Source organism: Citrobacter sp. EC_71 (assembly GCF_019584005.1).
Lineage (GTDB): Bacteria > Pseudomonadota > Gammaproteobacteria > Enterobacterales > Enterobacteriaceae > Citrobacter > Citrobacter werkmanii.
Genome location: NZ_VDAY01000020.1, coordinates 40,822 through 62,578 on the forward strand (window position 1 = coordinate 40,822; position 21,757 = coordinate 62,578).

Here is a 21,757-nt window from a genome sequence, read left to right on the forward strand (position 1 = left end):
TATGCTTGCCACTTCAGCGCTTTGGTTTCGCTATCAGGATGACCCGATCCTCAAAGGGCTAACGCTGGACTTTTCTACGCATGCCGTCACCGGGCTGGTAGGGGCCAATGGCTGCGGGAAATCCACGCTGTTTATGAATCTGAGCGGGTTATTGCGACCGCAGCAAGGCGCGGTGATGTGGCAGGGCAAACCGCTGGATTACAGCAAGCGCGGCCTGCTGGCGCTGCGCCAGCAGGTGGCAACCGTATTTCAGGATCCCGATCAGCAAATCTTTTATACCGATATCGACAGCGATATTGCGTTCAGCCTGCGCAACCTTGGGGTGGATGAAGCTGAAATCTCACGCCGGGTGGAGGATGCGCTCACGCTGGTTGATGCCCAGCATTTTCGCCATCAGCCGATTCAGTGTTTAAGCCACGGGCAAAAAAAACGCGTGGCGATTGCTGGTGCGCTGGTGTTGCAGGCGCAATATCTGCTACTGGATGAACCCACTGCAGGCCTTGACCCATCAGGCCGCACGCAGATGATTGAGATAATCAAACGCATCGTAGCGCAAGGAAACCATGTGGTGATCTCCAGCCATGATATCGATCTTATCTATGAGGTCAGCGATGCAGTTTACGTTTTACGCCGGGGCGAAGTGCTGACGCACGGCACGCCGGGTGAGGTTTTCGCCCGGACGGATCTTATTGAACAAGCTGGATTGACTCAGCCCTGGCTGGTGAAGCTGCATACTGAGCTGGGTTTCCCGCTGTGTAAAACAGAGGCTGAATTTTTTAGTCGTATGCGAGAGAACGCACTGAAGGAGGCGTCATGACGCAGGCAATAATGTTGCAGGGAACGGCATCTGATGTGGGTAAAAGCGTATTGGTCGCCGGGCTGTGTCGAATTTTTTACCAGGACGGACTGCGTACCGCGCCGTTTAAATCGCAGAATATGGCGCTGAACTCGGGTATTACGCCAGAGGGTAAAGAGATGGGCCGGGCGCAAATTTTTCAGGCGGAAGCTGCCGGCATTACGCCGGATGTGCGTATGAACCCGGTGCTGCTTAAGCCGACCAGCGATCGTAAAGCGCAGGTTGTGCTGATGGGTAAAGTAGCGACCGATATGGATGCGGTGAGTTATCACGAGTATAAGCCGCGCCTGCGGGAGCAGATCCTGTCAGTGTATAACAGCCTGGCGCAGGAGTTCGATGTGCTGGTGCTGGAAGGCGCGGGAAGCCCCGCTGAGATTAATCTGCGCGATCGCGATATCGTCAATATGGGCATGGCTGAGATGGCGCAATGCCCGGTTGTTCTGGTGGCAGATATCGATCGTGGCGGCGTGTTTGCCTCTATTTACGGCACGCTGGCGCTACTGCATGACCATGAACGCGCCAGGGTAAAAGGGGTTATCATCAATAAATTTCGCGGTGATGTGGCGCTGCTGTACTCCGGTGTCGAGCAAATTGAAGCGCTGACCGGTGTTCCGGTGCTGGGCGTCATGCCATGGCTGGATGTTGATCTGGAAGATGAAGACGGCGTGGCGCTGCAAAAGGGCAAGTATCTGCGTACTGACAAACGCGACATCGACATTGCCGTTGTTCAACTCCCGCACATTTCTAATTTTACTGATTTCAATGCGCTTGCGGCACAACCGGATGTGCGCGTGCGCTATGTTCGCCAGCCTGAAGAACTGGCGGGGGCCGATCTGGTGATTCTGCCAGGTAGCAAAAACACGCTGGGCGATTTGGTCTGGCTGCGTGAAAGCGGAATGGCGCATGGCGTCGTGCAATTACATCGTAATAACGTACCGGTGGTGGGGATTTGCGGCGGCTACCAAATGCTCGGCGACACCATCATTGATGAGGTGGAATCAGGGCTCGGTACGCTGCCGGGTCTGGGCTTGCTTAATACGGTGACCCATTTTGCCCAGCATAAAACCACGACCCTGGTTGAGGGGCAAATGTCTTCTGCGCTGCCTGACTGGCTGGCGGGCGCGGCGGGGTTATCCGTTCGCGGTTATGAAATCCATATGGGCGAAACGGCATTATCCGAAGCATGCCAGTCGGTAATGACACTGCGCAAAGAAGATGGCAATGTCGCTGACGGCGCGGTAACGCCGGATGGCCTGGCGTTCGGTACCTATCTTCACGGACTGTTCGACAGCGATGCATTTACCCGTGCGTTGGTGAATGGCCTGCGTGTACGCAAAGGGTTAGCACCGCTGGATTCCACCTTCCATTACGCGCAATATAAATCGCAGCAGTTTGATCTGCTGGCGGATGCGATGCGACAACACATCGATATTGAGAAAATTTATACCATCATGCAGCAACATCAGGAGCCCGTATGATGATTCTGGTTACGGGCGGCGCACGAAGCGGCAAGAGTCGGCATGCGGAAGCGCTGATCGCTGATTCCCCAAACGTTCTGTATATCGCGACTTCGCAGATTTTTGATGAGGAGATGGCGGCGCGAATTCAGCACCATCGCGATGGGCGTCCCGCACACTGGCGTACTGCCGAGCGCTGGCAACATCTCGATGAACTGATAACGGCAGCAAACGATCCTCAGGAAGCCATTTTGCTGGAGTGTATCACCACCATGGTAACCAATCTGCTGTTTGCGCTGGGTGGTGACAGCGACCCGGATAGCTGGGATTACGCGGCGATGGAGCAGTCCATTGAGGATGAGATCCGTTCGCTAATTGCTGCCTGTCAGCGCTGTCCGGCAACGGTCGTACTGGTGACTAACGAAGTCGGAATGGGGATTGTTCCGGAAAACCGTCTGGCCCGTCATTTTCGCGATATTGCAGGACGCGTGAACCAGCGACTGGCGACGGCAGCTGATGAGGTGTGGCTGGTGGTATCAGGAATTGGAGTCAAAATTAAATGAGTAAGTTGTTCTGGGCAATGCTGTCTTTCATCAGCCGCTTGCCCGTTCCTGCTCGCTGGTCGCAAGGACTGGATTTCGAGCACTATTCGCGCGGTATCGTGATGTTCCCCCTGATAGGCGTGGTGCTGGGCGGGCTAACGGGGTTGGTCTTTATGGCGCTGCAGCCCTGGTGTGGTATTCCACTGGCAGCCTTGTTTGCCGTATTGACGCTGGCGTTGTTGACCGGAGGTTTTCATCTGGACGGCCTGGCGGATACCTGTGACGGTATTTTTTCTGCCCGTCGACGCGAACGGATGCTGGAAATCATGCGCGACAGCCGTCTGGGAACCCATGGCGGGCTGGCGTTAATTTTCGTTTTGCTGGCCAAAGTGCTGGTGGTGAGCGAACTGGCTTTACGTGACACGCCAATGCTGGCGGCGCTGGCTGCGGCATGTGTCGCCGGGCGGGGTACCGCTGTTTTGCTAATGTATCGACATCGCTACGCCCGCGAAGAAGGGCTGGGTAATGTCTTCATCGGCAAAATTACCGGGCGTCAAACCGCCGTCACGCTGGGGTTGGCGGCGATCCTGGCCGCCGTGCTGCTTCCGGGTATGCGGGGCGTGGCGGCGCTGGTTGTCACGATGGTGGCGATTTTCATTCTTGGGCAGTTATTAAAACGTACGTTGGGTGGGCAAACCGGCGATACGCTGGGCGCAGCCATTGAACTTGGCGAGTTAATATTCTTGCTGGCTCTGCTTTGAGTCAGCCAACATACTGGAACCCTTATGCAGACTTTGACCTCTTTACTCCACGCGATTCCTTCACCTGACAGTGCCGCGATGCTGCGTGCTCAGCAGCATATTGATGGCTTACTAAAGCCGCCGGGCAGTCTGGGTCGCCTCGAATCGCTCGCCGTGCAACTGGCTGGTATGCCTGGCCTGAAAGGCGCACCGCATGTGAACGGCAAAGCGATGCTGGTGATGTGCGCCGATCACGGCGTCTTGGATGAAGGGGTTGCCGTTTCGCCTAAAGTGGTTACGGCTATTCAGGCCGCCAATATGACGCGTGGCACGACCGGCGTTTGCGTTCTGGCCGCTCAGGCTGGAGCAAAGGTGCATGTCATTGACGTGGGAATTGACGCGGAGCTTATCCCCGGCGTGGTGAATATGCGCGTCGCGCGCGGCTGCGGCAATATTGCCCAGGGCCCGGCAATGAGCCGTTCGCAGGCCGAGGAACTGCTGCTGGAAGTTATCCGCTATACCCATGAACTGGCGAAAGAGGGCGTAACGCTGTTTGGCGTGGGTGAACTCGGTATGGCAAATACCACGCCTGCGGCGGCTATCGTCAGCGTGCTGACCGGCAGCGATGCCGAGGATGTGGTAGGTATTGGCGCTAACCTGCCGCTTTCAAGAGTAGGCAATAAAGTTGAGGTTGTGCGGCGAGCCATTGCCGTCAATCAACCGGATCGTAATGACGGTATCGATGTACTGGCTAAAGTGGGCGGGTTTGATCTGGTGGGCATGGCGGGGGTGATGCTTGGCGCGGCCTCCTGTGGGCTGCCGGTCGTGCTGGATGGTTTTCTTTCATACTCTGCTGCGCTGGCGGCCTGCCAGATCGCACCGCAGATTAAACCCTATCTGATTCCGTCACATTTCTCTGCTGAGAAGGGGGCTCGCACTGCGTTGGCGCATCTGGAGCTGGATCCGTATCTCAATATGGGGATGCGTTTAGGTGAAGGCAGCGGGGCCGCGCTGGCGATGCCGATTATTGAGGCAGCCTGCGCGATGTACCACAACATGGGGCAGTTAGCCGCCAGCAACATTGTGCTACCGGATGGTAAAGAAGCATAGTAACGTGAGCTATGAACCTCGCCGCTTGGCGAGGTTTTTTATGCGCATTGAAGTTGTAACCCACTAAAAGTGATAATAAAAGCTATAATTACTGGATATCGGCTGCAGCAACGGAAAGGTAAAAGATGCGTCGTGTAAAACTGCTTTGTTCACTCATCATGCTGTTTGCAAGTCAGGTAGCACACGCGGTGAGTTATCCGCTGCCGCCAGAGGGGAGTCGTCTGGTAGGTACCCCGCTGACGATAACGGTCCCGCCCGGAAACACCCAGCCGCTGGAGGCATTTGCCGCGCAGTACGGGCAGGGATTGAGCAATATGCTCGAGGCTAATCCCGGCGTAGATGTTTTTCTGCCTAAGTCTGGCTCAACGCTGGTGGTGCCGCAGCAACTGATATTGCCGGATACCGTGCGTGAAGGCATTGTTATCAATGTCGCCGAAATGCGTCTTTACTATTATCCCGCGGGCAGCAATACGGTAGAGGTTTTACCCATTGGTATTGGTCAGGCAGGGAGAGAAACCCCGCGTAACTGGGTGACCGCGGTTGAGCGTAAGCAGGAAGCGCCGAGCTGGACGCCGACGCCGAATACCCGCCGTGAATACGCCGCACGTGGGGAAACCTTACCGGCGTTTGTCCCTGCCGGACCAGATAATCCGATGGGGCTGTATGCAATTTATATCGGCAGACTTTATGCCATTCACGGCACTAATGCTAACTTTGGTATTGGTCTGCGGGTGAGCCAGGGCTGCATCCGTTTGCGTAATGACGATATTAAGTACCTGTTTGACACGGTGCCGGTAGGAACGCGTGTGCAACTGATTGACCGACCGGTGAAATACAGCGTGGAGCCAGACGGCAGTCGCTGGGTAGAAGTGCATGAGCCGCTGTCACGAAATCGTTCGGAGTACGAGTCTGACAGAAAGGTTCCCTTGCCGATCACTCCCGCTTTGCGCACATTTATCAGCGGGAGTGGCGTGGACGTGAGCCGCGGGAATCAGGCGCTGGAAAGACGCTCCGGCATGCCAGTAAACATCAGCCAGGTTCAGCAGCATTTTTAATATCAAAGCGGCCCAGGTTTATCGTCAGGTAAGATGGGGCGCTTTTTTAATTTGATACTGGCCCATTTTTACCACGCCGATATGGTCTGCCATTAGCTGCGCTTCATGCTCGCTGTGGGTAACCAGCAGTGCCGTTTGCCCGGCAGCGCGCAAAATATCCCGTACCTCGTTGCCAAGGCGCTCACGTGTGCGCTTATCAAGGCTGGAAAAGGGTTCATCCAGTAACAGGATTTCCGGATGTGGTGCCAGCGCACGCGCAAGGGCGATGCGCTGCTGTTGACCGCCGGAAAGTTCATGGGGATAGCGGCTGGCATGGCTATGTAACTCCACCATTTTTAACAGTTCCGCCACCCTTGTCTGCTGCTCTTCACGCGGCATGCGGCGTAATCCAAAGGCGACATTTTGGTGCGCGGTCAGATGTGGAAATAGCGCATATTCCTGAAAAACCATGCCGACATGGCGTTTTTCAGGCGGGAGATGAACACCGGGAGCGGCAACACGATGCTGGGACACATAGATCTCTCCGCTTCGCAGTCGTTCAAACCCCGCAACGGCGCGTAGAACCGTGGTTTTCCCGCAGCCTGAAGCACCCAACAGACAGGCGATTTCCCCTTTGCGTACCGACATTGAAAATCCATTCAGTACCGATTGCTGGCTGTTGCCATAGGCAACGTGCACATCCTGGAGGCGTAATGCAATTTCTGACATTGTTACTCTCTTAACCCCGGCGAGTCATTTGGTGACGCACCAATAAAATAACCGGTAGCGTGCCAGCTAAAACAATCATTAGCGCGGCGATTGCACCTTCTTCATAAGTTCCACGAGCGGCTTCCGCATACAGCAATGTTGCCAGCGTTTCGAAGTTAACCGGACGCAAAAGTAATGTTGTGGGTAGCTCTTTCATCGCGTCGGCAAAAACCAGCAGAGCGCTGCTCACCAGGGCCGGGCGCAGTAAAGGGAAATGAACCCGTGCAAACGTGCCCGCACCATTCTCGCCCAACAGCCGGGAAGCCTGCTCCAGCGAAGGTGGAATGCGTCCCAGACCGGAATCCAGCGCGCCGATGGCAATCGCCTGGAAACGCATAGCACAGCAAATAACCAGCAGGATCCCGGCTGACATCAGCGGTAGGCCACGCACATCCAGCAAGTCAGCCAGCCAACGGTCAACCGCCATGGCGGGCGTTAAAAAACCAATCGCCAGGATTGTGCCGGGAACCGCGTAGCCTAAAGAGGCCAGACGCATCACGCCACGGCGAAACCCCGGCATCGCGTTGTCTGCAGCGCTATGGCGAGCGCTCCAGGCTACCAACAGACTGACACAAACCACCACCAGCGTGGTTCCCGCCGCGAGCAAGAGCGTATTTTGTAATGCTGACAGTAACGAGGGTGAAAGGAGGTTGTCATCGCCGATACGTTTGGCGCTTTCCCACATTAAAAACAGCACCGGGGCCAGAAAACCCAGCACAACCGGCAGCGAAATAACGGTACCAAGCAGCCAGCCGCGCCAACCCTGCACGCGCGTGGGTTGAATTTCCCGCAGACTGCGGCTGCTGAACCCCTGTTTTCTGCGGCCATAAAATTCCAGCGTCAGAATAAAGAAGATAAACATCAGCATCATGCTGGCGATTTGCGCAGCTGAAGATAAATCGGAGCGCGAGATCCACGTGGTGTACACGGTAACAGTTAACGTCTGTACCCCAAGGAATTCCGACGCGCCGATGTCGTTAAGCGTTTCCAGCAATGCCAGACTGATGCCAACGGCCAGGGCCGGACGTGCCATGGGGAGGGCAACACGAAAAAAAGTTCCGGTCGCGCTGCATCCCAGCGTACGTGCGGCTTCCAGCAAATGAGCCGGCTGGCTGATAAACATGGCGCGTGTGGTCAGGTACACATAAGGATAAAGTACTAAGCCGAGCAGAATTATTGCACCAGAAAGAGAGCGTAAATCTGGCAGGCGGAACTGTCGTGGGCTGTCAAAGCCCAGTAAGAAACGAATAAAGGTTTGCAGGGGACCAATCGGATGCAGCAGATCGAGCCAGGCAAAGGCGACGATGTAGGTCGGCATCGCCAGCGGCAATAGTAGCGCCCAACTGAGAATTTTGCGGCCAGGAAAATCCCATGCCGTCACCGCCCATGCGCTACCTACACCAATGACGCCGACCATCACGGCGACCCCCGCTAACAACAGTACGGTGTTTTTTAACGCGGCAGGCAACACCCACGTCAGGAGATTATCCCAGTGAGATAAATCGGCCTGGGTAGCCTGCCAGATCAGCGCAATGATGGGTGTCAGGACGCCAAGCGCCACGCACAGCGCGCCAAGATGCAACGGCGTTAATAATGACTGCGGCCCGGAAACCAGGCCGCGTAACGCTGGAAACTGCAAAGGTTTATTGATCGAATCCAACTTTATCTACCAGCAGGCTAGCTTGTTTACGATATTTCACGATTTCGGTTAACGGTGTCTTATCGACATCAATTTCACCGATGGTGGCGCTGATAACCGGATCAAGCGTTACGCCTTTCAGTACCGGATATTCGAAGTTCGCTTTCGCATACTGCTGCTGGGCAGGCGCGGAAACCAGATACTCCATCAGCTTAACGGCATCGGCTTTATTTGGCGCATAGCGGGCAACGGCAGCGCCGCTGATATTGACGTGTGTACCACCATTCTCAAAGGTTGGTTTTACGACTTTGATGGCATCGCCCCATTGACGAGCATCGCTGCCTTCTTTGGCATTTTTCATATGGCCGACGTAATAGGAGTTAGCCAGACCGATATCACAAATTCCACCGAGGATATCGCGGGCAACATCGCGGTCACCGCCGGTAGCTTTACGGGCCAGGTTAGCTTTCACGCCGCGCAACCAGTCTTCGGTTTTAGCTTCTCCGTGATGGGCAATCATCGCGGCAATCAGCGCCGTGTTATACGGATGTTGTCCAGAGCGGATACAGACTTTTCCTTTATACTCCGGGCTGGCGAGTTGTTCGTAATGCCAGTTATCGATTGGCAGTGACTTCTCGGCATACAGCACGCGGGCGCGCATAGAAAGCGCAAACCACTGATTATCCGCACCGCGAAGGTTAGCAGGAATGGCGGCTTTCAGCGCTTCTGACTCTACCGGTTGGGTCACACCCGCTTCAACTAAATCGAGGAGATTGCCTGCATCTACGGTCATCAGCAGGTCGGCAGGTGAATTTTTCCCTTCTGCTTTGACACGCTCAAGCATGCCATCCTTGATATAGACCGTACTTACATTGATACCGCTGGTTTTTGTCCAGCTATCGAGTAAAGGCTGGATTAGGCCGGGTTCGCGGGTAGTGTAAAGCGTTAATGTTTCCTGGGCGAAAGCCGGCAGGCTAACAGCGAAGACCAGGGCAGAGGCAAGCGTGATACGGTGCAGTCCGGTGCGAGGCAGAGCATTCATCGTTTATATCCCAGAGTAATTGGAATGTACAGTGAACCGAGCAGGGCTCGTTCTTTTGGCTCGCGTACAATAAATGATAATCACTAGCAGTTACAATAATTGCAAAGTTTAAACGATTTACATTTACATAACTTTAATCAATGGTGTGAAGAGACATGGAATAGGGGTGGTACAACAAGCAGAATGCTTTTATGAAAGCCTGAAAAGCAAAAAGCCCGCTCAAGTTTCCTTAAGCAGGCTTCTTAAATTTGGCTCCTCTGACTGGACTCGAACCAGTGACATACGGATTAACAGTCCGCCGTTCTACCGACTGAACTACAGAGGAATCGTGTGAACGAGGCGCATATTACTGACCTCACCCTGAGGTGTCAACAGTAAAATTAGCGCGTCATTTCAATTGGTTAATTAATCTTCAAATTCAGTGTTAATGCACGTTTGATGAGCGATAATGGCCATCTTCGGGGTTATCTCGTAACCGTTGCATTGGATTTTGGCGATAAAACAGGATGAAACGCTGCCATAAAGCCGGGAAACGTGGAGCAAATAATTCAGGAGCACTGAAAAAATACTCGGATAATACGGCAAAACATTCGGCCGGATCGGTTGCAGCGTAAGCATCTATACTGCATGCGGTTTCCCCTACCAGATCGATTTCATCCTGAATGTTGTTCATTGCGGCATGCAGGTCGTGCTCCCAGCCGGCAATATCTCGCAGAGGAATCGCCGGAATACCGCTGGCGCGATCGCCATTACGCATATCCAGCTTGTGCGCGACTTCATGAATGATCAGATTAAAGCCTGAGGCATCAAAGGAATCCTGAATATCAAGCCAGTTGAGGATTATCGGACCTTGCTGCCAGCTCTGCCCGGACTGAACGACACGTTGATTGTGCACCAGACCAATTTCGTCTTCCCATTCGTCGTCTACAACAAATGGGGCAGGGTAGATGAGAACTTCATGAAATCCATCCAGCCACTCGAACCCTAATTCCAGAACAGGTAAACAGAAGAGCAGAGCAATGCGCGCACTTTTCAGCGGGTCCAGTTCAAACCCCTGAAGTGCTACCAATCTTTTTTGCTGTAAAAAGCGCTCGGCCAGGGCGATAAGTCTGGCTTGTTCTTGCTCGGTGAGATTCACCAGAAGCGGAATAGCCAGGGCGTTATCCCACGGCCAGTCGTCATTTCGGGCTGTTTCTTGCTCTTTCCAGGGCCACTTAATCATCGTTTTGCTCGCAAACTCGTCACTTGAACGAAATTGACGGAACTGGGTCTGTTAAAATGCCAAATTACCTGGCATCATGGCAACCGCCAAAACGGAGAGATGCCAGAGCGGCTGAATGGACCGGTCTCGAAAACCGGAGTGGGGGCAACTCCACCGGGGGTTCAAATCCCCCTCTCTCCGCCACTATTCAAACACTTAGCTCAATCCCTTTCAACGACTCATGTCACACTTGGTATAGTGTCGGTATATTCGCTTAGTATAAAGCTCGCCATCATCATCTTCTGATTTGTTCAATACCGGAAGATCCAGTGTGGGGAAAATTTTCACTTTTCTGTCATAAACCACAACTTGCATTCAGTTTTGTGACCTGAGAATAGTTGTTTGTCCTTTCTCGAGCCTTGGTAATCTGATATCCCCCTGGCTTTGAGTTCATGAAAGATACATGGCAATATTTATTGAGGTTATGCCCACGACTTGTTTTGGATAACCACCCTATATCCGTCGAGGTCAACAAATGTCCTTCCGTTCACGTCCCAGTAGGGATTGAATGACGCTGTCATTCTGAAACCAGCATCGTTCATTCTTTCGCAGACATGCGACCATTCATTTGCATCAGGGTAATAAAGAACGAGTAAATCTTCTTCAGTGTGCAAAGGTTGAACGGGATGGTTTTGGCAAAAGGTGAATTCTATGTGCCAGTCTAAGTCTTCCCGCCCTAACATTATTCCATTGAACCCCTCATGATCGTTAAATTCAGCAATTTTATGTAGTCCCAATCCCTGGCTGTACATCAGAAAAGATCTTTCGAGATTGTTGACGGGTTTGGCAATACGCATATGAGTAAACATCCGGGGTCTCCAGGGGAAATACCGTTTAACATTGCAATCGCGCTGAGTTTACATGTGATTATCTTTTCCATTTGTCCATAAGAGCCTCCGAAATATCATGCTTCACCTTGCTAACGGTCTGCCGCCGACACTGAGTGGACTGTCAGATTCGGTTTGGCTCTGTGCCCTGACAGTGCCAGTTCTGCTCCTTCAGTATTGCCACACCCTGTGTAGCTGTAAAATAAACCGTGGAAATGATAATTATTTCTATTTATCATTATTTTTTTGAGAGGGGGATAACACTATGAATAACAAGATTTTTGGTGTGGCTTTAATTACTACTTTGTCTGCTGGTTTAGCTTTTAGTACTCATGCAAGTGAAACAATCAGCAAAACCGAGGTAAGAACGTTGGTGGATGAAAACAATAAATTCAAAGTTGTATATGATATTGATGATAAAGGAAAAGTTATAAATATCAGATTTCCTGATGGAGTCGTTGATGCTGATACTAAGCAAAAAATTACCAGGGAAATGGAAAGATGGGCATTCGAAGCTGGCAAACCACAGACCGATGTCCATTCTATGGTGACGTTAAAATTAACCACAACGTCTGCGCATGGCACGCCTCGCGGCGCTTCAGACGGCCTTTTTGTACTGAGCTAAAGTAGTTTTGGCTGTGTTCAAACTCACCTAACCCTTTGTGATACGATGATTGTCTTAGATCGTCACATGGGGCCAGATTTTGAATTCATACATTTTCCTTGCCGGGGCCATTATAGCTGAAGTAATAGGTACAACCCTGATGAAGTTCTCTGACGGATTTACACGCCTATGGCCATCTGTAGCAACCATTGTGTGTTACTGCACTGCTTTTTATCTTCTCTCTCAGACGCTGTCGACCATTCCAACGGGCATTGCGTATGCAATTTGGTCAGGTGCTGGAATCGTATTAATCAGCCTTTTGGGCTGGTTAGTAAGTGGGCAAAAGCTGGATTTCCCGGCGATCGCAGGCATGTTCCTGATTTGCGCTGGGGTTCTGGTTATTAATATTTTTTCAAAGTCTTCCCCACATTAATTCTATTGAAAGAGTGTCGGATATCTGGCGCTGTTAGCAGATCTTATCCCCGTGCGCTAAAAAAGCCCGCTTCAAATGAAGCGGGCTTGCGTATTTTGTGGGTAATTAGAACTGGTAGACTAAACCAACGGCAACGATGTCGTCAGTCGCGATACCATTGCTTTCATAGAAGCTGTCGTCTTCGTCCAGCAGGTTGATTTTGTAATCAACGTAGGTAGACATGTTTTTGTTGAAGTAGTAGGTCATGCCCACATCAACATATTTGACCAGATCTTTGTCGGTGTAGCGTGGGGTGCCATTGCTATGGTGATCCCAGCCGCCTAAATCAACGCCTTTAGACTGCAGGAATGCAACGGACGGGCGCAAACCAAAGTCAAACTGGTATTGTGCAACAACTTCGAAGTTTTGCGTTTTGTTAGCAATACCGCCTTCAACTCCATCCCCTTTACCATATGCGGTCATATTGCGTGTTTCAGCATACATGGCTGCCAGGTACACGTTGTTAGCGTCATATTTTGCACCAACGGTCCAGGCATCCGCAGTTTCACCGCCTGCGTATTTATTGGCGTAGCTATGATCGTTGCGACCTTTAGCAACCTGATTATTAGTACGGTCAGAGCTGGAGTATGCCGCACCGAGGCTTAAACCGAAGTCGAAGTCATAGGAGGTAGACATACCGAAACCGTCGCCATTTTCACGAGACAGTCTACGTCCATCACCATTACCAGTACCTTCGCCTGAACCACCATCTTCGTTATTGCCCTGGTACTGCAGAGCGAAGTTCAGACCATCAACCTCACCGAAGAAACCTTTATTACGGTAGGTGGCAACGCCGTTGGTACGACCGGTCATATACACGTCGGTCTGGGTGTAGGTATCGCCGCCGAATTCCGGCAGCATATCGGTCCAGGCTTCTACGTCGTAGACAACGCCATAGTTACGACCGTAGTCAAAGGTACCGTTCTGACCAAAACCTAAGCCAGCGAAAGCCAGGCGGGTCCATGAATCTGCACCCTCACCTTCGGTGCCGTTGGCCTGGACGTTATATTCCCACTGACCATAGCCAGTCAGCATGTCGTTGATCTGGGTTTCGCCTTTAAAGCCCACACGTACATAGGTCTGATCGCCGTCGCTACCCGCATCGTCAGAGAAATAATGCAGACCATCGACTTTGCCGTACAGATCCAGTTTATTGCCGTTCTTATTATAAATTTCAGCGGCATTCGCTGCGCCTGCAGCTAATAAAGCAGGGAGGAGAAGTGCCAGTACTTTTCTTTTCATTATGTATTCCCTTATGATAATAATTAATATGAATATGTAGTACTATCCGAAAGACTACATTGAAATACTATCTATGAAGTTCATTTAATTTAAAATATAACATGTAACAAATATATTTAAAATATTTCAAATTGTTTCAATTTTGTCTTTTTATAACTATGTGTGTATGTTTTAGATAAAGCTATTAATTTTATAAATTAGTATTTATCAATAACTTATGATTTTTAATTTTCTATTTGCATTGTTTATTTTATTACTGCTGATTATTTGTTGCTCAATTGCGGGTGACCATCGGGAAATATTCTGGCCACAAGCTTATAAATTTCTTGGGGTTATACAAGTGTAAAAATAATAATATATAGATATAAATCGCAGCGCTGGCAGTAGTCTGAAATGGAAATTGTTGTTAAGGTGGTTTTCTTTCTGCAAAGAGAGACCGTATGGAACTACAGGACTGGCAGTCAAAATTTGAAGCCTGGCTACGTGATAACCACTCCGGACAGGATGCTGCCCATGATATCTCTCATTTTCGTCGCGTGTGGAAGACCTCGCAAAAGCTAAGTCCAGATGCGAGCGTAGACTGGTTGGTGGTGCTGACGGCGTGCTACTTCCATGATCTTGTTAGCTTACCGAAAAACCATCCGGATCGTCATCGCTCGTCAGTATTGGCGGCGCAGGAAACACGTCGCATGTTGAGGCGCGACTTCCCAGATTTTCCGCAACACAGTATACCGGCCGTGTGCCATGCCATTGAGGCGCACAGTTTCAGCGCGAAGATCGCACCGGAAACCATTGAAGCTAAAATCGTGCAGGATGCTGACAGGCTTGAGGCGTTGGGTGCCATTGGGTTAGCGCGCGTGTTTGCCGTGTCTGGTGCGTTAGGCGTGGCGCTATTTGATGCCGAAGATCCGTTTGCCCGTCAGCGTGGTCTTGACGATAAACAGTACGCGCTCGATCACTTTCAGACTAAATTATTGACGCTGCCGATGACAATGCAAACTGAACAAGGTCGACATTTAGCGCAGCATAATGCTGACTTCTTACTGACGTACATGGCGAAGCTGAGTGCGGAGTTAAAAGGGGAGTATGAAATGCTGGATCTTGACGCGATTCAACCCTTTAAAGCAGGTTAGCCGCCAGTACAGCCGCAACGTCAACCGCGCGATTTTATGTTAATCTGTCGGTTATCCATTTCGGCCGGTTAAAAGTATGCAGGATAATTTTTCAGTAGCAGGCTCCATGAACCCGATGACAGATGATAACAAGGCCGCCGCGCAGGTGATTTTGGCTAAGTTGCTTGAAATATATGACGTGAAAACCCTGGTTGCTCATCTGAATGGTGTTGGCGAGAACCGCTGGAGTCCGGCCATCTTTAAGCGAGTGATGGCGAACGAAACATGGCATCGCCTCAGCGACAATGAGCTTACTCATCTGAATTCCTTGCTGCCGACGCCACCTGCGCATCATCCGCATTATGCCTTTCGATTTATCGATCTGTTTGCCGGCATTGGCGGGATTCGTCGCGGCTTTGAGGCGATTGGTGGGCAGTGCGTGTTTACCAGCGAATGGAACAAGCATGCGGTGCGTACCTACAAAGCGAACAATTATTGCGATCCACTCCAGCATCACTTTAATGAAGATATTCGCGATGTCACGCTGAGTCATCATGATGGGGTGAGCGACCAGCAGGCGGCGGAACATATTCGTCAGCACATTCCAGAACATGATGTGCTGCTGGCGGGATTTCCTTGTCAGCCCTTCTCCCTGGCTGGGGTATCAAAGAAAAATGCGTTAGGGCGAGCCCACGGCTTCGCCTGCGATACACAAGGCACACTCTTTTTTGACGTGGTGCGCATTATCGACGCGCGTCGACCAGCCATATTTGTGCTCGAAAACGTTAAAAACCTGAAAAGTCATGACCAGGGTAAAACGTTTCGTATCATTATGCAGACGCTGGATGAACTAGGTTATGACGTCGCGGATGCGGCGGATAATGGACCTGACGATCCGAAAATTATCGATGGACAACATTTTTTGCCGCAGCATCGCGAACGTATTGTGCTCGTCGGATTTCGACGCGATCTGCAATTGAAATCAGACTTCACGCTGCGCAATATTGTCACTCGCTATCCGCAGCGGCGTACGACGCTGGCGGAGTTGCTTGAGCCGACCGTCGAGGCGAAATATGTGCTGACGCCGGTGTTGTGGAAATATCTCTATCGCTATGCGAAAAAGCACCAGGCGCGGGGCAATGGGTTTGGCTATGGCATGGTATACCCCGATAATCCCGATAGCGTAACCCGCACATTATCGGCACGCTATTATAAAGATGGTGCCGAGATCCTTATCGACCGCGGCTGGGATATGGCGCTGGGTGAAAAGAATTTTGACGATCCGTTGAACCAGCAGCACCGTCCGCGCCGGCTTACGCCACGGGAGTGTGCGCGTCTGATGGGATTTGAATCACCGCAGGGCTATCAGTTCAGGATCCCGGTGTCGGATACTCAGGCTTATCGCCAGTTTGGTAATTCGGTGGTCGTTCCGGCATTCGCGGCGGTTGCCAGACTGCTGGAGCCGAAAATCAAACAGGCGGTTGCTATTCGCGAGAAAGAGAACCTGCATGGCAGACGTTCACGATAAAGCAACGCGTAGTAAAAATATGCGGGCGATAGCCACCCGTGATACTGCCATTGAAAAACGCCTTGCCAGCGTACTGACAGAGCAGGGCGTAACGTTTCGCGTGCAGGATGCGACGTTACCTGGTCGCCCCGATTTCGTGGTCGATGATTACCGTTGTGTGATCTTTACCCATGGCTGTTTCTGGCATCATCACAACTGCTACTTGTTTAAAGTCCCCGCAACACGGACGGAATTCTGGCTGGAAAAAATTGGCAAAAATGTCCAGCGTGACGTGCGGGACTGTGAAATGTTGCAGGCGCTGGGCTGGCGTATACTGATTGTCTGGGAATGCGCCCTGCGTGGGCGCGAAAAACTCGGCGATGACGCGTTATCTGAACGTGTTATCGAGTGGATCTGCGGCGGTGGCGCCAGCGCGCAGATCGACACTCTCGGTATTCATTTACTGTAACGTCTTTTCCGACGGGGTCGCAACGGCATCCGCTTTCATGGGGAATAAGTATTTACCCAGGGTGACCAATACTACCGCAAATACGATCACGCCGAGCGCCAGCCATTCGATGAGCGCCAGACTTTCTCCTCCCAGACCGGTACCTAGCAGCACGGCGACAACTGGATTAACGTAGGCATAGCTGGTGGCGAGCGCCGGACTGACGTTGCGGATCAGGTACATATACGCGTTAATGGCAATAATAGAGCCAAACAGGGCCAGGTACGCCACCGCCATAAATCCTGAAAATGTCGGCATAGTGGTCAGTTTTTCCCCGGAGATCAGTGAAGCGCACATCAGCACGACTCCGGCGGCTAACATTTCAATGGCTCCGGCCATCATGCCAACGGGTAACGTTATGCGTGAGCCGTACACCGAGCCAAACGCCCAACTCATCGAACCTATCAGGATTAAAACAGCACCCCAAGGATTACCGCTTAAATTACCGCCGCTGTTCAGCATGATGATACCTGCCAACCCAATGGCTATTCCCATCCACTCCAGCTTACGCGTTTTAATACCAAAAAAGTGGCTAAAGCACAGCGTAAACAGCGGAACGGTAGCAACCACCACGGCGGCGATACCAGAAGGCACATTTTGATGCTCTGCGACGGTGACCAGCCCATTACCCACAGCCAGCAGCAGGATACCAATTAACGCTGCGTTCAGGAGCTGGCGCAGAGGCGGCAGTTTATGCCCGCGAATTAGTAAGAATGCGGTTAACAAAATGCCCGCGGAGAGAAAACGCACGCCAGCCATCATCAACGGCGGCCAGCTTTCAACGCCAATGCGAATAACGAAGTAGGTGGAACCCCAAATGATGTACAGCGCGAAAAGCGCACTGAAAAGCGGTAGCAATTGCCTGAAACGCATAATCCCTCACGGTAGAAATAAAAAGGTGCAACATAGTAAACGTCAAAACTATCGTGCTGGCGAGATTTATAATTGCATGCCATTGTTAAATATTTGTTGACCAGAAAGGCCAGTTTCCGCATGGCGTGTTTTACTTCATACTTAATACTGCAAAAAAATAATATTGAGGGTTAACATTTTGGCAGGAAGTAGCTTACTGACCTTACTCGATGATATCGCAACCTTATTGGACGATATCTCGGTCATGGGAAAACTGGCCGCGAAAAAAACCGCGGGCGTCTTGGGAGATGACTTATCGCTTAACGCGCAACAGGTGTCGGGCGTGCGGGCAAACCGCGAACTCCCGGTGGTCTGGAGCGTGGCTAAAGGGTCGTTTGTTAACAAAGTTATTCTTGTGCCGTTGGCGCTATTGATTAGCGCCTTCATTCCCTGGGCGATCACCCCCTTATTAATGGTAGGCGGGGCGTTTCTCTGTTTTGAAGGGGTGGAAAAAGTTCTTCACACCCTGGAAGCGCGTAAACACAAAGAGACCCCGGAAGAACGCCAGCAGCGTCTGGCATCTCTGGCGGCGCAGGATCCACTGACCTTTGAGAAAGATAAAATCAAAGGAGCGATACGTACCGACTTCATTTTATCTGCTGAGATTGTCGCCATCACCCTCGGCATTGTGGCGGATGCGCCGTTGTTGAATCAGGTGCTGGTGTTATCAGGCATCGCGTTAGTGGTGACCGTGGGCGTGTATGGCCTGGTGGGGATTATCGTTAAGCTTGATGATATCGGCTACTGGCTGGCAGAAAAGCGCAGCATGCTTGCTCAAACTCTGGGTAAAGGACTGCTGGTTGTTGCTCCCTGGCTGATGAAAACACTTTCGGTGGTTGGCACGCTGGCGATGTTTTTAGTGGGGGGCGGGATTGTTGTACATGGAATATCACCGCTGCATCATGCGATAGAACATTTTGCCCAGCAGCAAAGCTCATTGATTGCGCTAATGCTTCCAACCCTGCTTAATCTGGTGCTCGGCTTTATCATTGGTGGAATAGTCGTTCTGCTGGTAAAAACCGTTGCCAGACTGCGCGGAGTTTCGCACTAATTGTCGTCGGATTAATTACGCAAAAAGCCTCTTTGTCGTCTAAGGTGTAAAGGTTTCTCTTGATACAGGAGGCAGGTATGGTCTTTTCTGTCAGTGAGGAAGTCACCTCGAAAGAGGGTGGCCCACGCATGATCGTTACCGGGTATGCCAGCGGAATGGTGGAGTGTCGCTGGTACGACGGCTTTGGCGTTAAACGGGAAGCATTCCGTGAAGATGAACTGGTGCCCGGCGAGCAAAGATCGCTCTGCCAGGACGCCTGACATTGAGCATGATCGTAACCCGGCGAGCTCTCAACCATTAGTTATATTTATCATTTTGGTGAGAATTATTTACTTGTCAGGCAAAAAAATTGCAGATAAGGTTTGTTTCACATCAGATTTCCTGGTGTAACGAATTTTCAAGTGCTTCTTGCATAAGCAAGCTTGATCCCGGCCCGATGAGGGCCGGGATTTTTTCGCCCTCAGTCAGCGATTGATTTCCGACACGCTAAAATCATGGATATCAAGCTCGAACGCGTCGGCCAGTTCATGCCATGTATGGAAATCACGCCCGTCGATGCTGACGCGTTCCGGATCGTCCTGACTGCGATGAATTTCACTCTCGCAGATTTCGTTGATTGCCTTCAGCAGAGCGTCTACATCGACGCTCACTTCACGTTTGGCCGTATCGCTGTACTCTTTCGCGGTTTTCATCCTCATACCTCTCAACCGTTAAGGATACCGGGGGAGCGCATCAAAACCTCAGATGCGCACCACTTAAGTATAGACCGTCGAGAAAACCCGCAATCGCATGCGCCGGACGCTGCCACATAAAGGAATTTGTTCTACACTGGCACAAAGCCACAGGAGGAAAACGATGAAGGTGAATGATCGGGTTACAGTCAAAACGGACGGCGGCTCACGTCGGCCGGGCGTGGTACTGGCAATCGAAGAGTTTAGTGAAGGCACCATGTACCTGGTTTCGCTGGAAGACTACCCGCTCGGTATCTGGTTCTTTAATGAATCAGGTCATCAGGATGGTATCTTTGTGGAAAAAATAGAGTGAGGTGAGTTCTTCTGCTTGATGCTGACTGGTGGTTCCGCCACCAGTCAGAACGTCCTAGCGCGTATTTACGAAGATACCATTGGTGACGTTATCCGTGAGTCGAACCACGTGATAGATAACTTGCTTATTATGCGTCTTAATCTTTCGTTTTATATTTCCCTTATGGGATGAGACGGTCTTGGCCTTGATATTCATTTGGTCTGAGATCTGTATTGTTCCCTGTCCCTCCATCCACATGCGTAGCATGCTGGATTCGGTACGGCTTAATGACAACGTCGGCAGATTAACATCGATAGCAATATTCACTTCCTTTTTCAGAATATCGCCAAGAAGTTCATCCAGTGAATCAGGCTTAATTGATTTAGAGCTGATCAATAAATTTTTTCTGACTAAAAGATACTCATCAAAATGCACATTGGCAATTGCCATAAATACAATAAATAATGTGCTGGGATGCTGATTAATGATTTGCTTGATTTGCTGACTGTTAGCTGGATCGTGGATAAAACAGTCCTCATTAATAAACACCACAGCGGGTTGCAGCGAAACACAGGCGAGACTGAGTTCACCAACGCTGGAAATATTGTTGATTTCCCTTTTTTTCACCCCCCGACTGACCAGATATCCGGTCAACCCTAGCCGGGTGTAACTGCATAAATCCATAATAATCGTTGACATGGCATACCCTCACTCAATGCGTAACGATAATTCCCCTTACCTGATTATTGCATCACAACTAAACGGAATAATAACGACCCAAGATGACGCTTTCGCTGTTTTCAGGCGAATTTACTATCCCGTAAAGTTGCGTATAATTTGCCAGGAAACATCTTAAAGTAAAGTAAATGTTGCGTTATGTGAGTGAAGCAAAAACAAATAAACCGCGACAGCGATATCCTGGTGGATGTTGTCGGTTTTTAAATTTAGGACAATCCTTAGTAAAACAGGATAAAAATTAAGGGTTATTATTTTCCGGGCATTTCGCTGACAATATCCGCCAACAAATTAAAAATTTCGCTGAACAAGCGCTCGCAGAATGGCGCAATTAATGGCATCAGCGCCGCCATTAATGAAATACCTACGGTCAGGGTGAGAGGAAAGCCAATGACAAAAATCGACAGCTGTGGCGCCATGCGGTTTAACAAACCAAGCGCAAGGTTCAGCGTCAGCAGCAGCGTCATAACCGGTAGGGCCAGCATGAGTCCGTTGAGGAAAATCAGGCTACCCGCCCGTGCCAGCGCGAGAAATGCATTGCTGTTAACCGGATTGCCGCCAATGGGCAAAGTATGAAACGTATCCACCAGTAGCGAAATCAGCCACAGATGGCCATTAAAGGTAAGGAATAACAGCATGGCGAGCATGTCGATCAGTCGTGCCAGGACCGGCATATTCAGGCGGCTGCCCGGGTCAAAAAATGTCGCAAAGGAAAGCCCCATTTGCAGGCCAATCAGTTCCCCGGCGGTACGCACGGCGGCAAATGCAAACTGCATGGTGAAGCCTAAGGCGATGCCGATCAAAATTTGTTGCATGGCCTGCCACAACGCACCGATGGAAAAGATGGGGACGTCTGCAGGGGGAATCGATGGGGCGATAACGATGGTTATCATCAATCCCAGCCCCAGTTTTACCCGCTTGGGGATGGCGCGTTCGCTGAGAATGGGGGCCGTGGAGATGAGCGCCAGAATGCGCAGCAACGGCCAGAAGTAAAGATTTAGCCACTGCATCCACTCAACGCTGGTCACCTGCAACATAACGTTGTCTACCCGATGATATACGGTAAATTGCTGAACAGCGTACGCACATAGTCGAGCAGCAGGTTAAGCATCCACGGGCCGGCAACAATGATGGCAATAAACACCGCAACAATTTTGGGAATGAAGGACAGCGTCATTTCGTTAATCTGGGTCGCCGCCTGCAAAATGCTGATGATAAGACCTGTGACGAGGGCCACCAACAGCAAAGGTGCAGCAAGGGCCAGAGCGACCTTCATCGCTTCTGTCCCCATCATCATGACCGATTCAGGTGTCAT

At 51.0% G+C, this 21,757-nt stretch carries 25 protein-coding genes, 2 tRNA genes and 1 pseudogene; 15 read left to right on the forward strand and 13 right to left on the reverse strand.

All coding sequences use genetic code 11. From position 1 onward, the window contains the following. The first annotated feature begins 1 nt into the window (after position 1). The 6 genes from FHD02_RS19000 (at position 2) to ldtA (ending at position 5,760) form a co-directional block, all read left to right on the forward strand. Entirely contained in the window at positions 2 to 817 is an 816-nt protein-coding gene (locus tag FHD02_RS19000; protein ID WP_038641638.1) for an energy-coupling factor ABC transporter ATP-binding protein, read from the forward strand. Beyond that, positions 814 to 2,334 (forward strand): cobyric acid synthase, encoded by a 1,521-nt coding sequence (locus tag FHD02_RS19005; protein WP_220394197.1) that lies wholly within the window; start codon positions 814 to 816, stop codon positions 2,332 to 2,334. Before FHD02_RS19000 ends, FHD02_RS19005 begins: the two co-directional genes overlap by 4 nt. Continuing rightward, positions 2,331 to 2,876, forward strand: a complete 546-nt coding sequence (cobU, locus tag FHD02_RS19010; protein WP_042307622.1) for a bifunctional adenosylcobinamide kinase/adenosylcobinamide-phosphate guanylyltransferase — start codon at positions 2,331 to 2,333, stop codon at positions 2,874 to 2,876. The genes FHD02_RS19005 and cobU overlap by 4 nt, the downstream gene beginning before the upstream one ends. Next, positions 2,873 to 3,616: an adenosylcobinamide-GDP ribazoletransferase gene (cobS, locus tag FHD02_RS19015; RefSeq protein WP_220394198.1), complete on the forward strand. Its 744-nt coding sequence runs from the start codon at positions 2,873 to 2,875 to the stop codon at positions 3,614 to 3,616. Before cobU ends, cobS begins: the two co-directional genes overlap by 4 nt. 24 nt (positions 3,617 to 3,640) lie before the next feature. Continuing rightward, on the forward strand, positions 3,641 to 4,705 hold the full coding sequence (gene cobT / locus FHD02_RS19020) for a nicotinate-nucleotide--dimethylbenzimidazole phosphoribosyltransferase (protein WP_220394199.1): 1,065 nt from the start codon (positions 3,641 to 3,643) through the stop codon (positions 4,703 to 4,705). A 125-nt stretch (positions 4,706 to 4,830) separates the two neighbouring features. Next, positions 4,831 to 5,760 carry a L,D-transpeptidase gene (gene ldtA / locus FHD02_RS19025; protein WP_137360879.1) on the forward strand — a complete coding sequence of 310 codons (930 nt, stop codon included), beginning with the start codon at positions 4,831 to 4,833 and terminating at the stop codon, positions 5,758 to 5,760. 24 nt (positions 5,761 to 5,784) lie between these two features. On the opposite strand, the gene FHD02_RS19030 is transcribed toward ldtA, so the two are convergent. From FHD02_RS19030 to mtfA, 5 genes are all read right to left on the reverse strand, one after another. Continuing rightward, positions 5,785 to 6,468: an ABC transporter ATP-binding protein gene (locus FHD02_RS19030; RefSeq protein ID WP_079223639.1), complete on the reverse strand. Its 684-nt coding sequence runs from the start codon at positions 6,466 to 6,468 to the stop codon at positions 5,785 to 5,787. A gap of 10 nt (positions 6,469 to 6,478) precedes the next feature. Beyond that, complete coding sequence (locus tag FHD02_RS19035; RefSeq protein WP_042307632.1) at positions 6,479 to 8,167, reverse strand: iron ABC transporter permease; 1,689 nt, start codon at positions 8,165 to 8,167, stop codon at positions 6,479 to 6,481. Next, positions 8,151 to 9,188: an extracellular solute-binding protein gene (locus FHD02_RS19040; protein WP_137371256.1), complete on the reverse strand. Its 1,038-nt coding sequence runs from the start codon at positions 9,186 to 9,188 to the stop codon at positions 8,151 to 8,153. Before FHD02_RS19040 ends, FHD02_RS19035 begins: the two co-directional genes overlap by 17 nt. Before the next feature lie 249 nt (positions 9,189 to 9,437). Then, positions 9,438 to 9,513, reverse strand: a tRNA-Asn gene (locus FHD02_RS19045). A gap of 99 nt (positions 9,514 to 9,612) precedes the next feature. Further along, on the reverse strand, positions 9,613 to 10,410 hold the full coding sequence (gene mtfA, locus FHD02_RS19050; protein ID WP_137360881.1) for a DgsA anti-repressor MtfA: 798 nt from the start codon (positions 10,408 to 10,410) through the stop codon (positions 9,613 to 9,615). A gap of 93 nt (positions 10,411 to 10,503) precedes the next feature. Here mtfA and FHD02_RS19055 point away from each other — a divergent pair. Then, a tRNA-Ser gene (locus FHD02_RS19055) sits at positions 10,504 to 10,593 on the forward strand. Between the two features lie 27 nt (positions 10,594 to 10,620). Here FHD02_RS19055 and FHD02_RS19060 read toward each other — a convergent pair. Then, positions 10,621 to 10,859, reverse strand: a pseudogene (locus FHD02_RS19060) (hypothetical protein); the annotation flags it as partial. A 12-nt stretch (positions 10,860 to 10,871) separates the two neighbouring features. Beyond that, entirely contained in the window at positions 10,872 to 11,258 is a 387-nt protein-coding gene (locus tag FHD02_RS19065) for a VOC family protein (RefSeq protein WP_079223651.1), read from the reverse strand. 283 nt (positions 11,259 to 11,541) lie between these two features. Here FHD02_RS19065 and FHD02_RS19070 point away from each other — a divergent pair, with 283 nt between their 5' ends. Both FHD02_RS19070 and FHD02_RS19075 read left to right on the forward strand, forming a co-directional pair. Continuing rightward, a complete protein-coding gene (locus tag FHD02_RS19070) occupies positions 11,542 to 11,901 on the forward strand; it encodes a hypothetical protein (protein ID WP_137360882.1) in 360 nt (119 codons plus the stop codon). A 79-nt stretch (positions 11,902 to 11,980) separates the two neighbouring features. Beyond that, positions 11,981 to 12,313 carry an EmrE family multidrug efflux SMR transporter gene (locus tag FHD02_RS19075; RefSeq protein ID WP_064507035.1) on the forward strand — a complete coding sequence of 111 codons (333 nt, stop codon included), beginning with the start codon at positions 11,981 to 11,983 and terminating at the stop codon, positions 12,311 to 12,313. A gap of 105 nt (positions 12,314 to 12,418) precedes the next feature. Here the strand turns inward: FHD02_RS19075 and ompC are convergent, their stop codons facing one another. Then, positions 12,419 to 13,594, reverse strand: a complete 1,176-nt coding sequence (gene ompC, locus FHD02_RS19080) for a porin OmpC (protein ID WP_137360883.1) — start codon at positions 13,592 to 13,594, stop codon at positions 12,419 to 12,421. Positions 13,595 to 14,034: 440 nt separating this feature from the next. Between ompC and FHD02_RS19085 the strand changes: the two genes are divergently transcribed. From FHD02_RS19085 to FHD02_RS19095, 3 genes are all read left to right on the forward strand, one after another. Then, a complete protein-coding gene (locus FHD02_RS19085) occupies positions 14,035 to 14,727 on the forward strand; it encodes a phosphohydrolase (protein WP_137360884.1) in 693 nt (230 codons plus the stop codon). A 76-nt stretch (positions 14,728 to 14,803) separates the two neighbouring features. Further along, positions 14,804 to 16,234, forward strand: coding sequence for a DNA cytosine methyltransferase (locus FHD02_RS19090; RefSeq protein ID WP_137360885.1), 1,431 nt, complete (start codon positions 14,804 to 14,806; stop codon positions 16,232 to 16,234). Further along, the gene (locus tag FHD02_RS19095; RefSeq protein ID WP_061382611.1) at positions 16,215 to 16,682 is read left to right on the forward strand and encodes a very short patch repair endonuclease; all 468 of its coding nucleotides are present in this window, start codon (positions 16,215 to 16,217) and stop codon (positions 16,680 to 16,682) included. Before FHD02_RS19090 ends, FHD02_RS19095 begins: the two co-directional genes overlap by 20 nt. Here the strand turns inward: FHD02_RS19095 and yedA are convergent. After that, positions 16,674 to 17,594, reverse strand: coding sequence for a drug/metabolite exporter YedA (yedA, locus tag FHD02_RS19100; RefSeq protein WP_137360886.1), 921 nt, complete (start codon positions 17,592 to 17,594; stop codon positions 16,674 to 16,676). The two genes, FHD02_RS19095 and yedA, sit on opposite strands and share 9 nt — an antisense overlap. Before the next feature lie 175 nt (positions 17,595 to 17,769). Here yedA and FHD02_RS19105 point away from each other — a divergent pair, with 175 nt between their 5' ends. Then, positions 17,770 to 18,684, forward strand: a complete 915-nt coding sequence (locus FHD02_RS19105; protein WP_170972928.1) for a DUF808 domain-containing protein — start codon at positions 17,770 to 17,772, stop codon at positions 18,682 to 18,684. Between the two features lie 77 nt (positions 18,685 to 18,761). Continuing rightward, positions 18,762 to 18,944: a YodC family protein gene (locus FHD02_RS19110; RefSeq protein WP_042307663.1), complete on the forward strand. Its 183-nt coding sequence runs from the start codon at positions 18,762 to 18,764 to the stop codon at positions 18,942 to 18,944. A gap of 204 nt (positions 18,945 to 19,148) precedes the next feature. On the opposite strand, the gene yodD is transcribed toward FHD02_RS19110, so the two are convergent. Further along, the gene (gene yodD / locus FHD02_RS19115; protein WP_042307665.1) at positions 19,149 to 19,376 is read right to left on the reverse strand and encodes a YodD family peroxide/acid resistance protein; all 228 of its coding nucleotides are present in this window, start codon (positions 19,374 to 19,376) and stop codon (positions 19,149 to 19,151) included. Positions 19,377 to 19,539: 163 nt separating this feature from the next. Between yodD and dsrB the strand changes: the two genes are divergently transcribed. Beyond that, on the forward strand, positions 19,540 to 19,728 hold the full coding sequence (gene dsrB / locus FHD02_RS19120) for a protein DsrB (protein WP_170972927.1): 189 nt from the start codon (positions 19,540 to 19,542) through the stop codon (positions 19,726 to 19,728). Positions 19,729 to 19,782: 54 nt separating this feature from the next. Here dsrB and rcsA read toward each other — a convergent pair whose 3' ends face one another. The 3 genes from rcsA to fliQ form a co-directional block, all read right to left on the reverse strand. Then, the gene (gene rcsA, locus FHD02_RS19125; RefSeq protein WP_137349992.1) at positions 19,783 to 20,406 is read right to left on the reverse strand and encodes a transcriptional regulator RcsA; all 624 of its coding nucleotides are present in this window, start codon (positions 20,404 to 20,406) and stop codon (positions 19,783 to 19,785) included. A gap of 287 nt (positions 20,407 to 20,693) precedes the next feature. Beyond that, positions 20,694 to 21,479 carry a flagellar biosynthetic protein FliR gene (gene fliR / locus FHD02_RS19130; protein ID WP_042307668.1) on the reverse strand — a complete coding sequence of 262 codons (786 nt, stop codon included), beginning with the start codon at positions 21,477 to 21,479 and terminating at the stop codon, positions 20,694 to 20,696. An 8-nt stretch (positions 21,480 to 21,487) separates the two neighbouring features. Continuing rightward, positions 21,488 to 21,757 (reverse strand): flagellar biosynthesis protein FliQ, encoded by a 270-nt coding sequence (gene fliQ, locus FHD02_RS19135; RefSeq protein ID WP_032939600.1) that lies wholly within the window; start codon positions 21,755 to 21,757, stop codon positions 21,488 to 21,490.